The 15,088-nt window shown below is 37.3% G+C and carries 12 protein-coding genes (1 of these 12 cut by a window edge); 5 read left to right on the forward strand and 7 right to left on the reverse strand.

Annotated elements, in window-relative coordinates:
• Positions 1–57: 57 nt before the first annotated feature.
• The 4 genes from LEP1GSC190_RS00420 (at position 58) to LEP1GSC190_RS00435 (ending at position 4,248) form a co-directional block, all read left to right on the forward strand.
• Positions 58–741 (forward strand): hypothetical protein, encoded by a 684-nt coding sequence (locus tag LEP1GSC190_RS00420; RefSeq protein ID WP_002763504.1) that lies wholly within the window; start codon positions 58–60, stop codon positions 739–741.
• 114 nt (positions 742–855) lie between these two features.
• A complete protein-coding gene (locus tag LEP1GSC190_RS00425) occupies positions 856–2,340 on the forward strand; it encodes a HEAT repeat domain-containing protein (RefSeq protein WP_002763487.1) in 1,485 nt (494 codons plus the stop codon).
• Between the two features lie 10 nt (positions 2,341–2,350).
• Positions 2,351–3,394 (forward strand): LIC_10091 family lipoprotein, encoded by a 1,044-nt coding sequence (locus LEP1GSC190_RS00430; protein WP_002763508.1) that lies wholly within the window; start codon positions 2,351–2,353, stop codon positions 3,392–3,394.
• On the forward strand, positions 3,391–4,248 hold the full coding sequence (locus tag LEP1GSC190_RS00435) for an N-acyl homoserine lactonase family protein (RefSeq protein ID WP_002763518.1): 858 nt from the start codon (positions 3,391–3,393) through the stop codon (positions 4,246–4,248). The genes LEP1GSC190_RS00430 and LEP1GSC190_RS00435 overlap by 4 nt, the downstream gene beginning before the upstream one ends.
• A gap of 525 nt (positions 4,249–4,773) precedes the next feature.
• Here the strand turns inward: LEP1GSC190_RS00435 and LEP1GSC190_RS00440 are convergent.
• The 6 genes from LEP1GSC190_RS00440 to pabB form a co-directional block, all read right to left on the reverse strand.
• The gene (locus LEP1GSC190_RS00440; protein WP_004279810.1) at positions 4,774–5,682 is read right to left on the reverse strand and encodes a hypothetical protein; all 909 of its coding nucleotides are present in this window, start codon (positions 5,680–5,682) and stop codon (positions 4,774–4,776) included.
• Between the two features lie 133 nt (positions 5,683–5,815).
• Positions 5,816–7,867, reverse strand: a complete 2,052-nt coding sequence (locus LEP1GSC190_RS00445; RefSeq protein WP_002763495.1) for an AMP-dependent synthetase/ligase — start codon at positions 7,865–7,867, stop codon at positions 5,816–5,818.
• Between the two features lie 169 nt (positions 7,868–8,036).
• Complete coding sequence (locus LEP1GSC190_RS00450) at positions 8,037–8,321, reverse strand: hypothetical protein (protein ID WP_002763509.1); 285 nt, start codon at positions 8,319–8,321, stop codon at positions 8,037–8,039.
• Between the two features lie 74 nt (positions 8,322–8,395).
• The gene (aat, locus tag LEP1GSC190_RS00455) at positions 8,396–9,055 is read right to left on the reverse strand and encodes a leucyl/phenylalanyl-tRNA--protein transferase (RefSeq protein ID WP_002763506.1); all 660 of its coding nucleotides are present in this window, start codon (positions 9,053–9,055) and stop codon (positions 8,396–8,398) included.
• A gap of 35 nt (positions 9,056–9,090) precedes the next feature.
• Entirely contained in the window at positions 9,091–9,657 is a 567-nt protein-coding gene (thpR, locus tag LEP1GSC190_RS00460) for an RNA 2',3'-cyclic phosphodiesterase (protein WP_002763501.1), read from the reverse strand.
• Between the two features lie 48 nt (positions 9,658–9,705).
• Positions 9,706–11,481: an aminodeoxychorismate synthase component I gene (pabB, locus tag LEP1GSC190_RS00465; RefSeq protein WP_036047623.1), complete on the reverse strand. Its 1,776-nt coding sequence runs from the start codon at positions 11,479–11,481 to the stop codon at positions 9,706–9,708.
• A gap of 30 nt (positions 11,482–11,511) precedes the next feature.
• Here pabB and LEP1GSC190_RS00470 point away from each other — a divergent pair, with 30 nt between their 5' ends.
• Positions 11,512–13,686: an MASE1 domain-containing protein gene (locus LEP1GSC190_RS00470; protein ID WP_002763496.1), complete on the forward strand. Its 2,175-nt coding sequence runs from the start codon at positions 11,512–11,514 to the stop codon at positions 13,684–13,686.
• A 283-nt stretch (positions 13,687–13,969) separates the two neighbouring features.
• Here the strand turns inward: LEP1GSC190_RS00470 and LEP1GSC190_RS00475 are convergent, their stop codons facing one another.
• A protein-coding gene (locus tag LEP1GSC190_RS00475) for an aminotransferase class I/II-fold pyridoxal phosphate-dependent enzyme (RefSeq protein WP_002763482.1) crosses the window boundary here: on the reverse strand, positions 13,970–15,088 show its 3' portion. Its footprint extends 375 nt past the window's final position; only the last 1,119 of its 1,494 coding nucleotides appear in the window; the start codon falls outside the window, past its right edge; it ends in the stop codon at positions 13,970–13,972.

Raw genomic sequence — 15,088 nt, forward strand, 5'->3', positions numbered from 1 at the left:
AAATTAAGAACGTCGCTTTTGTTTAAGGCGACGTTCTTCTATTTGGAAGTTAGTTTTATGAAATTCAAAAGGAAACTTTTTTTTACAGTTACTTTACTTACGATTTTTTTAATATTGTTTTTGGTCTTTTGGCCTGAAAACTTGAAAAAAAAATCTCTTTCGAACTCTGAGGAAGATACGATTTTAAAAACCAAATATTATTCCGAAATGGATCCTTATTATCCCGACTTACCTCATCCTTTTAATGAGGATCCTGAGTTGGAAGTTCAGGCGAAAAAACTTTGGCCTGAAGCATTTCGTCCTAAAATGACTCCTGAAGAAAAAGAAGAAATTCAGAGGGAGTGGACGGATTTTATAGCGAGGTATCCGAAAAATTTGTACATTCCTGCGGAATTACGACCTCCTTTGACGGAAGCTCAGGAAAAAGAATTAAGAGAAAGATTGGACACCTTTGCAGACGTGGAATCCAGAAATGTATCCGTTCGTTTTTTGGAAAAATACTCGGAACCTGGAAAAGAACCCAAGCTTTCTTCCGAATCGAACGTAACTCCGAAAGAACAGCTTGTTTACATAAATTACAGGATCGAGGAATTGGAATCTAGAATTCAATTAATCGAATATACGATTGAACAAGAAAAGTTGGATTCTAATCAGATAGAAATTGCCAAACAAGATTTAATAGATTGGAAAGACGAGCTTTCGGAATTAAAACAGGTTCAGAGCCAAATTCCCCGCTCGTAATCTTTTCTGTTTCACAAATCCAAGTTCAAAGATATATTTAGGAGAGGATTAATGCGATTATTATTACTTTGTATGTTAATTTTATGTAGTTGTGAGGGGCCGCCAAGGCCTGAAATGTTACCGGTCCCGGAAGAAAGAAAAGAAATTCCCTTGGAAAGAATTCAAGAAGAATTAAGTTCCGAAAATCCTCAAATTAGAGCACAATCTATTTTAGAACTTTATAATAGATCCCATAAATCTTCTTTGAACAAGATTCGGAATTTACTTAAAACTGATACAAACCCTGCCGTAAAAGGAACAGCCGCAATTGTGTTAGGCGCTTGGAAGGACCGAACATCTATTCCGGAAATCGTAAAACTATTTTCAAAAGAATCTGGTGTTACTCCTGATATAGTATTGGAAGCTCTTGCAAGGATGAAGGATGCTTCCTCCGCTAAAGTGATTCTTCCTTTTTTGCAATCTCAAGATTCTACTTTGAGGTTAATTGCGGTCGATGCTTTGGTTCGCATCGGAGCCTATTCTTCCGGTGAGTCTATACTCAATTTAGCCAATAAAAACCAAAATCCCGAACTTGCAAAAACGTATGCGATGGCTTTAGGAAAACTTAAAGTTCGTTCTGCGGAATCGTATTTGATAAAACTCGCACAAACCACTGAACCGTCTCCTACATTAGCTGCTTCTTACCTTGCGTTGGGAAGAATTTCGAGTAAAAAAGCTGTTCCGATCTTAATCCAAGGACTTGCAGGGGATTTTGATAAGGGAAGTGAAAATTGTATGAACGCTTTGATTGAGATAAACAGTTCAACCGCGATTGCATCCACGATTCCGATTTTAAAGCATAAAAATCGGGACATTCGCTATCGTGCGGTAAATGTTCTTTCGGAAATTCCTTCTTCTGAAACCGGACCCAAAGTTCTGAAAGTCCTTGAAGGAAGCGATCCGAATGCAGTTGCGCCTGCTGCTTTGGTTTTAGGAAGAATTCATTTTAATTCGGCGCGCGTAGCAATCGAAAAAAATTTCACGAACTCTAAACTGCCCGACCGAGAAATGATTGGGCGTTCTCTCGGTTATCTAGGAGATAAAAAAAGCATTCCAGTTTTATTGAATGTTCTCAAAGAATCGGAAGGGGAAGGTAGATATGGAGCGGCTTGGTCTTTGGGCATCTTACATGCGGTCGAAGCTTTGGATGATTTGATTTTGGCTTCCAAGTCCTCTGATTCAAAGCTTTCTTTGATAGCTGTGGAATCGCTCGGATTATTAGGTTCCCCGAAAGCGCTTCCCGTTCTTGTCGAAATTGCGGAAAACAATCCGGATTCTGCATTGGTTGTCGTTTCTACGATTGCATCGATTCCTGGAGAGGAGTCCCGGAAGATTTTAGAGGACTTTGCACAGAAGAAAAATATCTCCTTAAAGCAGATTGCGATTTCCGAGTTAGGAAAACGAAAGGAACAGGCAAGTATTCCCGTTTTGATAAGGATTTTAGATGAAGACCGGGATATAAATTCTAAACTTTTAATAACTTCTCTTTCATCGATCACAGGAAAGAACTTTTACTCTCGGAACGAATGGCTGAACTGGTATAAACTCAACTCGAAGTAAATCAGGTTTTATGTTTCATTCTAAAATGGTCCCGTTTGTTTTGATGGGATTTATCATTCACGGTTCGTTCTGTAAAACATCCCCTTCAAAAGATCCCTGGATTGTTCCTCCTCTTGAGGACAATGAAAAATTATTTTTAGCTCCTTTGAAAATCGATGAGTTCAATTCAAGGGATTTGGGGGGGAGGCATTATCCTGCGTCGAACGAACTCAGGATTGATCTTTTCAAACCTTATATAGAAAATTTAGAAGGCGGTTATCTCGGTGCTGGAACCGATCAGAATTTTACCTTCATCGCTTGGGCGAAAAGTAAGTATGTATGGTTGATGGATTTTGATTATACAATTTGTCTGATCAATCGGATTCATCTTTTATTTTTTAAACTTGCTTCTAATCCGGAAGCGTATCGGGAACTTTGGTCCCGAAAAAATAAAAGATCCTCTTTTGAACTTATAAAGAAAGAATGGGAAAACGATTCCGAGTGGCCTTTGATTCAAGAAGCGTGGGAAGTAGCACATCGAGGTAAATCCGATATTCCTCAAAGATGGAACGAACTCGACCGAACCTCTGAGAGATTCGGTCTTAAGACTTTTATCCATTCCAAAAAAGAATATGCCTATGTTCGTAATATGGTTCTTCAAGGGAGAATTCAAGTTTTGAAAGGCGACATCAATGCCGAAAAAAGCATGAAATCCGTTGGAGAAAGAGCAGCAAGATTGCAGATTCCAATCCGAGTCGTATATTTATCCAATATCGAAGATTATTTTTCTTATACTCAGGGTTTTCGAGATAACTTGCTTAGTTTACCCACGGATAAAAAAGGAATCGTTTTAAGAACAATTCAAAACGGAACTAAGGAAGAATACGGATCTCCAGATGGAGAAAAAATTCCAGTAGATTATCCTTTACACTACAACGTTCAATATCTCGAAAATTTACAGACTTGGATGTTGTTGTCGGGCCATCTTCATAAGGGAATTTTAATGCAATTTAGGACTCCTCTTCAAAAAGGTTTTTCCGTTATCACAAGTGGACCTATAGAGACGTTGAAATGAAATTCATTCATTTCGGAGTTTTTATATATGCCTTTTTAATTCTAAATTGTGTTTCCGGAAATCAAGATGCAAATCGTTCAAATGATAAGGAACCTAAAAATTGTAAGTCCGGTTTCGGTCTTTATGCGTTCAATTACGGAAAGGGTTTATATCCGGACCGATTCTTAAATGTAGAAGAAGATAAAGGAAGTCGTGAGATCGCTTATCTTTTCTATCTCATTCGGATTCCAGGGAAAAATATTCTCGTTGATTCTGGTTTTTTAAATGATTCTTACAGAAAAAAATTCGGATTCGTTCACTTTGAAAGACCGGATCAACTTTTGAAAAAATGTGGAATCGATTCAAAAGAAATCACAGACGTTGTGCTTACGCATTTTCATTTTGATCATGCGGGAGGAATTTTTTTGTTTCCTTCCGCAATTTTACACATTCAAAATCACGATTTGGATCTTCTTAAAAAACAATCTTATTTTCCCAACCAGTCCGTTTATTTAAGCGTTTTGATAAAGACCGGTCGTATTCATTCGTTTGACGGAACGTATTCTTTATTGCCAGAAATGAGGATTCTTTTTGCGGGAGGACATACTCCCGGATCACAGGCATTGGAATGGGTTGCGACGTCTGATAAACATCTTCTATTTACGGGCGATGAATGTTATTTTGTTGAACCGTGTAAGAACGGAATCGGACTTCCAAGTGAAGCGGCTTTTTCCTTAAAACGAAATCGGGATTTTATCGAGTATGTTCGGATCTTGAGCGAGAAAGGAACCAAAATTCTTACCTTACACGATCCTGCAATTTTACTGGAAGGTGAAGAGATCGTTCCCGGAGTTCGGTTGATTGCATTTTTTTGAGGTGAGCGCGTTATTTGCACTTCTATTTAAGAAGTATTGATAAGACCCGATACTTCACTACAAAAAGAATTAAGAGTTTGTCTTAAAAACCTTAAAAGAAATCAGTTACAATGATTCGATAAGTTCATAATAAAGTATAGTCCCATAAATTACGTCCCTTTGGTAGTCTACAAGCTTTCGAGCATATTTTATAACTGTTAAGTTCTCGTCAAAGCTTCTATATTCCGAGGTTTTTAAGACAGACTCTTAAGAAATTCATGCAAATGTATCGTTCGTAGCATCTTTGTTTCGATCTAAATCCGATTATTAGTCGTTTTACAAATCTATATTAGTATCGAACCTCGATAAAAAGATCAAGATAAGCGGAGCACAGTTTATCCATTGATCAAAAGTTTACGAATTCTAAGAAACGTGAGTTCCGTGTAAATGAAAATGGGCTTCTTTCAAAACATAGAAATGCGTAGGAATTCATGTTACCAAAAGTTTTAGTAATTCTGAATCGCGACCACTGATTTTATCTGACTGTTAGGTGAATACAGTCACTACAAAAAGTAGTATAGTAGATAACATGATCCAAAAAAGGAACAACCCGTAACACGTTTGTAAAGATCTATTCGGATTAAAAAGTTCTTTTATGATCATGCCTAAGATACTGAAAGAGAAAAATCCGTATCCTATTGATATTCCTAAATGAAAGTTATCGAAAAAAACCGGTATTACAAGACTGAGGATGAATAGAACAGTAAGTATGAGATTAAGTTTATAGCTTAAACTTTTAAACTGTGGTGAAACCTCTTTTTCTTTTTCGATTGGTAAACTTTTATTTTCATTTAAAAAATTTTCCCAAATGATAGAAAAAGTTCCTCTAGCATTTTTGTTGGGATTTGCATACTTTCTTTTTCGTGTCGCTTTTAGGTCTATTGCAATATCTGTAATTATTTCCATACTAGCAAGTTGCCCTATAATAAATAGGAAAGTTGAAATTACCATTAATCCAAGAGCTATAAATTTTAGAATGGATACATTGTAAGTCCATATAACTTTGTTATTTGAAGTATCATATAAGATTGCGACTTGATAATTAATTTTATATTCTAAATTATCTCGAGGACCGCCGCGAAAAATTAGTACTTTATTTTTATCTGTGATAAATTGAAAAACAGGTGTTTCTTCGTTGGATTTCAGGTGTTCAATGTCTATCACTTTTCCCTGATATAGATTAGAGCTGGAATCTGTAAGTATTTTATATTCTTGGTAATTTTGAAACGCAAAAACAAAACCGATCAAAGCGGGTATAAATGTCCCGATTACGAAACCCATTTGGAATCGAGTCAAAATTCCTAGTAAAATTCCCAAAGTGGGGCCGCTTAAAAAAATAAAAGCCCAAAATAATAAAAACGGATTTTCATTTTCGCCCGGAAAGATTATATCCATAGAATTTTAGAACTTAAAGAAGTTGCAACGAATGAGTGCTTTTTGAAGTTTCAAGAATTTTTTGGTAGGTAAAGAAATGAAAAAGGCTCGAAGTTGAAAACTCCGAACCTTTCGTTTCCTGCGGCAAAGAGATTCAATCTTTATCGTAGATTTTCTTAATTTCTTTGCCGTATTTTTCAGTGATTACGTGGCGTTTCATCTTCAGAAGGTTTGTTAATTCGTCACCTACTTCAAAGGGTTTTTTGGCGAGAATTACATGTTGAACTTGCTCGAAAGATTTAAAGCCCGTTTTGGTGCTGTTATAATTCCGAACTTCTTTTTTGTAGAATTCGATTACCTTAGGATTTTTGATCAACTCGTCGATTTTGGAAGAATCAATTCCATTTTCTTTACACCAAAAAGTTAAGTGTTCCATATCGGGAACAATGATTGCTCCAAGAACCTTTTTATCCTGGCCAATTACCATAGATTGTTTGATGAAAGGAGATTCATCCATTTTGTTCTCGATCGGAACTGGCTCAACGTTTTCTCCACCTAACAATACTACGGTGTCTTTGGCTCTTCCAGTCAACGTAAGCGTTTTTTTGAAGTTAATAAATCCGATATCTCCGGTGTTCATCCAACCGTCTACAATGGTTTTTTTAGTGACTTCGGGATTTTTGTAATAACCTTTCATTACTTGAGGTCCTTTTACAAAAACGATTCCTTTTTGCCCTAACTTACCTGCGAGAACCTCGAATTTATCGTTGATATGTGTTAACACATTACCGTTTTCATCTTTGATCATTAATTCGGACTTAGGAACCAAAAATCCCACGGAACCGATGATCGGTTTTGCAAAAGGCCTTACTGAAATTACGGGACTTGTTTCGGTCATTCCGTATCCTTCCAAAACGAGCATTCCGATATCGTTGAAGAAGTTATCTACGTGCGATTGCAACGCTCCACCGCCGGATAACGATCCTTTTAGTCTCCCACCAGTCGCAGCGCGGATTTTAGAAAGAACAACCGCGTCCAAAGTTTTTGCATTGAAGACCAATCCCAAGCCGGCGATCATAAAGAAAAACCAGCTAGGAAGACGAACTCCATAAGTGGGAAGAGCTAAATAGGCTAGAATGGCCATAGCACTTAATGTGAAAGGCCCCGTTAGCAAAAGAACAATTAGAGATTTAGTTCCAATTGCAATGGACTTTAGGATATTTCTATTCTCATAATCCACTTCCAATCCGTTCAAAAATCTTCTGGAAGCGTTGTAGTGCTTCGAAAAAAAGTAGGCGAGCTTAAACAGAAATTTCCTGAGTGGAGGGGTTTGTTTCGGATCGTTAACTTTATTGTAGATGTTGGTATAAACGTTTTCCCAAACACGGGGGGCAGAGCCCATAAAAGAAGGTTTTGCTTTTGTCAGATCGTTTTTGAGATCAGACACTTTCGTATAATACGTTTGAATGCCTCTTGAAATGGCGCCATATTCGTTTACCCTTTCGAATATATGCCAAATCGGTAATATAGAAAGCATGCTGTCTGTAGGTTTTGTATCCGTCAGAAGCATCGGAACCACGTGAACCATTTGGTGCACCATATTGGAATGCATAAGCATAACGCCTTTCGGCATTCCCGTGGTTCCGGAAGTATAAATGAGGGTAAAAAGGTCTTCCGGTTTGATTTCTTCGATTCTTTTTTCCGCTTTTCTGCTTCCTTTGGCTCTGAGTGCTTTTCCTTCCTCGACTAGATCGTAGATTTTATGAATGTTTTTTCCTTTTGTGGTGGAGGCCTTATCCATAATAACGATTGTTTCCACTTTAGGAAGTTTTGATTTAACCTTATTGTACTTTTCCAACATCTTATCGTTTTCGATAAAAACGATCTTTGCCTCCGAGTGCTGAAGAATGTATTCTAACTCGGATTCGGTAACGTCAACTCCTCTAGGCACGTTAGCTGCACCGCAAAATTGAACGGCATAGTCTGTAATCATCCACTCAAGTCTGTTATCGGCCAATACACCAACGTGTTCTTTTGCTTTCAATCCCATCTGGATGAGGGCTTCAGCAAGTGCGATTCCTATGTCATATAGCTGTTTATAAGAAGTAGGATAGAATTCCTTATCTTCTCCTTTGCTCCAAAATACAGGTCGGTCTCCATATTGCTCGGTGGATTGTATGAACATATCCGCGAGATTTTTATACATTTTCAATTCCTCTTTTAGTGAGTTTTTACCGGAGTGATTTCCAATTAAAAGGTTGGATTAAGCTATGGGGAAAATTGAGAGAGTCAATCAAATTTTAGAAATGGGTTTGAAAGGGTGCGGTGCAAAAAGAAAAACCCGTCTATCTTTAAAAAGATAGACGGAGGAAGAATTATTGCTCTTCACCAGCAGGCGTAGAAGACTCGGAAGCAGGTGCCGATTCTTCTTTTTTACTTTCTGCTTTTTCTTTCTTAGACTTTTTCGATTTTCTGGCTTTTTTAGCCTTTTTTGATTTCTTGGTTTTTTTTCCTTTTTTTTCGGACTTAGTTTCTTTTGGACTTTCAGTTTGCTCACTCGGAGTCTCTGTAGTAGGTTCTTCTGCGATAAGTCCTGAGAATCCAGTTAAAGCCATCGCGGCGATCAAAAGTTGTACAAGAATTTTCTTAAAAAGGGTCATTGGTAAATTTCCTATTGAATAGAATGATTGATTGGAGAAGTCCAACACCCTTAGTAAAAATGTAAATACGTTTTTTAGAAAACAGTACGTAGAGGATTCCATTTTTTACCGGAAGCAACGGCGGATTCCAAACGTCTAAGATATTCTTTTTTTGGAATTTGATAGGCCCCCAAACATAGGGTAACAATGTTTAGCTGTTGGGTATCAAACAGTGTGAATTGATCTTTTTTTAAGGCTTCGAATAAATGAAAGAGTCCGATTTTACCGAAATCTGAAATGAAAGAAAACATGGACTCACCTGCAAAAAAATTTCCAATTGCAACTCCATAAGCCCCGCCTCCTAAATTTCCGTTTTCATCCCAAACTTCTATGGAATGAGCGTAACCTAGTTTGTGAAATTCGGTGTAGCTTTTAATAAAAAGATCCGTGATCCAGGTTTCTTCACCGGGGCGGTATGCACAACAGCGCATAACTTGTTCGAAGGCTCGGTTAAAAGTAATTATATAACGTTTTTGATTGATTTTCCTTTTCAATCGTTTTGAAATGTGAAGTTTATTGAGATCGAAAATTCCTCTTGGGTCCAGACAATACCAAAGAATCGGCTGATCCGACCAAGGAAAAATTCCATTTTTATAGGCGTATAAAAGTCGTTCGGGAGAAAGGTCCCCACCCACTGCGACAATTTCACGATCCCAAGTATGAGGGTTTCGAAAAAAATCAGAAAAATCTTTCAAGCCTTATTCCCTATCATTTTACAACTTTTCGTGTCTTATGATTCGAGCCTCTTATTATTTTTGTAAGACGGTAAAAGTGAAAAAGATTCTTCAATGGAATAGATAGGCCCGTCTGAAAAAGTTTTGGATGAATAGATATGAAATTCGGAAACTCTAAAATGCGAGGAGGTAAAACCGGCAAATTCTTCCAAATATGTTAGCACTCTTGTTTCGTTCGAATTTTTAAAACGACCGATCGTAAGATGAGGATGATATTCTTGTCGATCTGGAGAAAGGCCAAGTCTACGAGCGCCGAAATCTAAAGTTTTTTGAAGTTGTAAAAGTTCTGGGGATAAATTTAGAGCTGTAAAAAGAATCGAAGGGGATTTTTTTTTCCCAAAAGTTCCTACGGATTTTAGGTTTAAATCAAATTCCGGAAAGGAAATCTGGGAACAAAATTCGGATAAAGTATCTATTTGTTCGTTGGATTGTTCGCCTAAAAAAACTAAGGTGATATGAAAATTTTCTTTTAAAACCCATCGTACATCAGGAAGACCGTAGCAAATTGAGGTTAGTTGTTCTTTCACTTCTTCCGGAATTGAAATTCCAAGAAAAGTTCTCATGTTTGAAAGTTTAGGGCTCTTTTTGATTTTCGCAACTAGATTTCTACGTTATTCTTTTTTAGAATTGCGAACTTCTTTCACTCTTAAGATTCCTCGGAGAGAGTTACATAGAAATACCGAGCTTGATCTTTGTAAGTCATCTAAAGAGAGAGTTTTCTCGTAAAATCCGTTTCGTTTTAAAAGGCGATTTCGAAAAATGCCGGGAAGAACTCCTGAAGAAATCGGAGGAGTAAAATACGAGTCTCCGATTTTTACGAATATATTACTGATACTTCCTTCCGTGATTTCCTTTTTTTCATTTAAGTATAAAGTGTCGATATAACCCGCGTCTCTGGAATATTTTCCTTCCCGATCGTATATTTCTCTCAAATTTGTTTTATGCTTTCTAAATTCCGAGGAAGAATCAATTTCAATTTCACTGATTTGCAAGATACCTTCCTTTTGAAATTTCGAAAGTTTGTGCGATTCGAAATGAAATTTTCCAAGGGAATTTAGGCTGATTTTGATTCGATATGAGTTCGGGCCGGGAGAGATTGAGGCGATTTGTTTCAGAGAAGTGTCCCATTCTTTTTTTGAGAAGGGGAATCGAAAAATCTTAGCTGATTTTTTGATTCTTTCCAGATGTTCTTTTAGAAAGTAAAATATTCCGTTTTTGTAAAGTATAGTCTCGAAAAGGGAAAATCCTTGTGGTGCTTCTGTGAAAAATTTTGCCTTTTCTAGAATTTCAAGCCATTCTTTTTCGGGATCTGAATCCCACGTGATTCCCGAACCGATTCCGATATTTCCTTTTCCTTTTTTTAATTCCAAAGTTCGGATCCCGATCGAAAAAACTGCGTCTTGATTGGGTCCAATGACTCCGATCGCGCCTGTATAAATTCCCCTTGCTTTTTCCAATTGTTGGATCAATTGCATCGCTCTAAATTTCGGAGCGCCAGTAATGGATCCACCCGGAAAAAGTTCTCTGAAAATATCTTTCCATTCGACCCAATCTGAAAGTTCGGATCGAATCGTACTCGTCATCTGAAAAATCGTTTTGTACTTTTCTACGGAAAACAAGGCTGGGACTTGAACACTTCCTTTTTTGCTAATCTTTCCAAGATCGTTTCGCATTAGATCCGTAATCATCAGGTTTTCCGCTTTCTCTTTTTCGGAATTCAGAAGAATTCGGACGTTTTTTTCATCTTCTTTTTCGGATTTACCTCTTTGATAAGTTCCTTTCATCGGTTTGGTAACAAGCGTTGTCCCTTTTCTCTCAAAGAAAAGCTCCGGTGAGAAGGAAAGTACGTCTATATCGCGGAATCGAATCCAAGAACCATAAGCAACTGGTTGTCTTTGGGATAATATTTTATAAAATGATAATATATCCCCTTCGAAATCGAAAGAAATCTTGTCTGTATAGTTAATCTGATAAATTTCTCCTTGATAAAGTTTAACTCGGATGGTATCCAAACTTTGAACATAGTTTTCATGATTCGGCATCGAAGAAATATAAAAGCCGTAGTTTTGCGAAAGTCCTGTTTGAATTTCCGGAAGCTTTTCTGGGTTTTGGAAAACAGCAAAGTGTAAAATTGGTAAACCCGTCTCGTTTTTTTTCCAATTCATATTGAAAAAAAAATAACCTACCTCATAAGAAATAAAACCCGCTACGTAATACCCCTGTTTTAAATAATCGTCTATTTCGTTCAAAGAAGTTGACAATGTATCGAAACAATATGCCTCGATCGTTTTAATGGGATTGCGGAAGATAATTTTTCCGAAAGGATGAAATCCTTCGTCGAAAATCATAAAGGGCTGGTCAGAGAATATGAGTTCTTCGATTATCATTTTAAAACAAACTTAATTGGATTGATGATTTTGTCTCTTCGTTTCAAAGGAATTATAAGAATCTCGGGAATCGTTTTTATTTCCGGATTTATCTATTATGCTTTCACACAAATCGGAAGAGACGACTCGATTTATCCGAGTTATACTTCTCCGGTTTGGCTTGCTTCGGGAGTTGCGCTTGGTCTTACTTTGCTTTTGGGAAATTGCGCGATCTTTGGGATTTTTTTTGCTTCTTTCCTTTCCAGTTCAGGAATGGATTTATTATCCGGAGTATGGATCGGCATTGGAAAAAATTTGTATCTTAGTTTTTTGATCGGTTTTTTTTCCGCACTTCAAAGTTATATAGGAAAGGTTGTTCTTTCCGGTAGAATTCCCAAATACAGAATTTCAGATCGTACTCAGTTCGTATTTCTTTTTATTTTTCTCGAAGCGATCGTATGTATGATCAGTTCAATGGGTTCTGTAGCTTCGATGTATTTTTTAGGAAAGATTGAATTTTCCTCAATTCGTCAAAGCTGGTTGACTTGGTGGATTAAAGACGCGCTCGGAGTTTATATCGGAACTCCGTTTATTCTTTTCTGGTTTCAAGGTTATTATAAAATGCCTCAATGGAAAGAATTTTTAGAATCCACGGTGTTGTTTCTTTTGATCGTATTCTTTTCTCTTGCTTCTTTTGGTTTTATTACGCCGATTTCTTCTTTCGGTTATCCGTTAGGTTATGTTTTAGTTCCATTGATTCTGTGGTCCGCATTTCGATTAGGAGAAAGGGCCAGTAGTTTAGCTGTCGTTCTTTCTTCCATCATTGCGATTTTGGGAATGGTTTTGGAATCTCCACAACTCTACGGAGAATCTATGAATGTGTCTAATATTCTCCTTCAATTCTTTGTTGCAGTATTGTCGATCACAAGTCTGCTCGTTGCGAGTATGGTGAATGAAAGAAAAGAAGCGGAAAATCAGCTTAGGATTTCCCATCAAAATTTGGAAGAAAAGGTTGAAAAAAGGACTCACGAGTTTCTTCGTTCCAACGAAATTCTTCGGGAAGAAATTCAAGAGAAAAATGAGGCAAGAGCGGCTCTTGAAAAAAGTCAGATTCGATACATGGGGTTGTTTGAACATCTTCCCGTTGCGATAATCGAGGCGGATTATTCCAAACTCAAACAAGTTTTAGATAGCCTTCCTTTTGATATTCAAGGAGATGCTTTTTCGGATTACGTAGAAACTCATCCCGATTTTGTTCGGCTTTGTTTTGACTCTATCCAAGTAGTCGGTGTCAATCAAGAAACAGTAAACTTATTGAGAGTCGAATCCGCGGATGCGGTTTACAAAAATTGGAAACTTTTTTTCAGTCAGGATAACTTCAAGGTTTTCAGGAGAGTTTTAAGGAAGATTCGTGAAAAATCTTATTTTTACGAGGTCGAAGTCGATTTTAAGGTTTACGACAATACGAGGCTGAATATCAAAATTCGTTGGTCTGTTCCACCGGGATTTGAATCTTCTCTTTCGAGCGTGATTGTAACCCTTCTTGATTTTACAGAGATCAAATCAGCGGAAAGAAAATTGCAGCTTTCTCTGGATGAAAAAGAGGTTATGTTAAAGGAAATTCATCACAGAGTAAAAAATAATCTTCAAGTAATTTCCTCGTTATTATCTATGCAGTCCGATTACGTTCAGGATAAACAAAGCCTTTCCGTTTTTATAGAAAGCCAAAATCGACTCAGAACAATGTCTATGATTCACGAGGAGCTCTATCAATCGGAGAATTTAGGGAAAATTCAGTATTCCGTTTATATCGAAAAACTTTTAAATCAACTTTTCCAAGTTTATGGAAAATCCGATTCGGTTGCATTGGTAACCGTATTGGAATCTTTGGATATCACTATCAATCGTGCGATTCCGATTGGATTGATTATCAACGAATTAGTTTCAAATTCTCTAAAATATGCTTTTCCGGAGGAAGAATCGATTACAAGAAAACCGGAGCTGAAGATTTCGCTTTCCAAATTGAATGAAAATTTGGAAATGCGAATTGAGGACAACGGAATCGGTATGCCTTTCGGTTTTGATTTGGAAGATTCCAATTCTCTCGGACTAAAACTTGTGAATATACTCGTAAGACAACTGGGCGGTAAAATCGATTTTTCATCCGATTCTAAAAAGGGAACACAGTTTAAAATTCACATTCCTCTTTCAGTTAATTTAATTTGAAAGACTTTCCGGTTTACAAAGGGGCTTTCTGTTATGGAACTTGTCCTAAAACTTTAGGATGTGGTAATTCATAGGAATTGTAACAACGAAAAAACTGTTTGAAAGCACATCATAAATTACCCCAAGGAACGTAATTTATGGGAACTCCCCGAGCTTTTATTACGGATTACCAAATGATTATTAACCAGTTGCTTTTAAGGTTTTGGAACAGAACTCTTATTATACGCTTCGTATGCTGCCTTTGGCGCTGGTACGAAGTTCAAAATTTGCTCCGAGCAGAAACTTAAGCTTTGAAGGCTTTTTTGTATTCTTGAATGAGAAGATCCGGGTTTTCGATACCGACAGAGATTCGAATCAAGTTTGGATCCAGTCCGTTTTCTTTTAGGAATTTTCTTCCTTCTTCCTGAATTACTAATTCGTAATGAGCCAGATAAACATATAACATATTGAGAGTAAACTCGGTTCCGAAACTTGGTCCTTTCAATAGAGTGAGTCGATCATAAAACTTTTCTAATGGAATCGAAAGTTCAATCGATAAAACTCCTGCCTGTATGCCCGGAAGTCTCGTGATCTTTTCGAAGTTTTTGGAAGATCCCGTCCAGAATACGTTTCTAATACCCGGTTGTTGTAAAAAATATTCCGCGAGCGTTTTAACGTTCGCACTGATCTTGATAACCCTTTCCTCGTATCCTTGGATTTCATAGGCGAGCCTTTCGCAATCTCTGAGATACGGTGCTTCGACTAATTCTTTACATATAGGGAAGATTTCGGAAAACCAATGTGAGCCTTTGTTTAAAATGACGGATCCCATCATGAGATCTCCGTTTCCACAGGCGAACTTGGTTAAACTTTCTACAATGACGTCTACGTAAGGAAGAACATTGATCACCGCTGAACCTGCGACGGAAATATCCGCAATCAATGGAATCTGATATTGATCCACGATGGATTTTAGTTTTTCATAGTTGGGAACTAAAAGGAGAGGATTTGTGGGGCATTCGGTGATGATTCCCGCGACCTGTTTTGAGTTTTGTCTTAAGAATTGCTCTAGATTTTCCAGATCCGTCACGTTATGGATCACGTAAGAATCTTTCGTATATTTTTCTAAAATTCTAATATTATCTACGTAAAGCCAACCCAATCTGATCCAGATCGTTTTTCCTTTGTTTCTTTGGATACGATCTAAGGATTCGAAAACGGAATAAACTCCGTTCATACCTGAAATGGAAAGAAGAATTTCAGGATTTAGATCTCCGTAGAAGGAAGATAGCGTGGATAGGATTTTCTGAATCGGATTTTCTTTTTCAACTTTCTCTCTGAAAATTTCTTGTAGAATTCCTTTTTTTAAAAGGAAGTCTTCCGCCATTCTGGAAGATGCAAGACATCCGGTATGTTGAATAAA

The sequence above is a fragment of the Leptospira mayottensis 200901116 genome, assembly GCF_000306675.2.
Classification (GTDB): Bacteria; Spirochaetota; Leptospiria; order Leptospirales; family Leptospiraceae; genus Leptospira; species Leptospira mayottensis.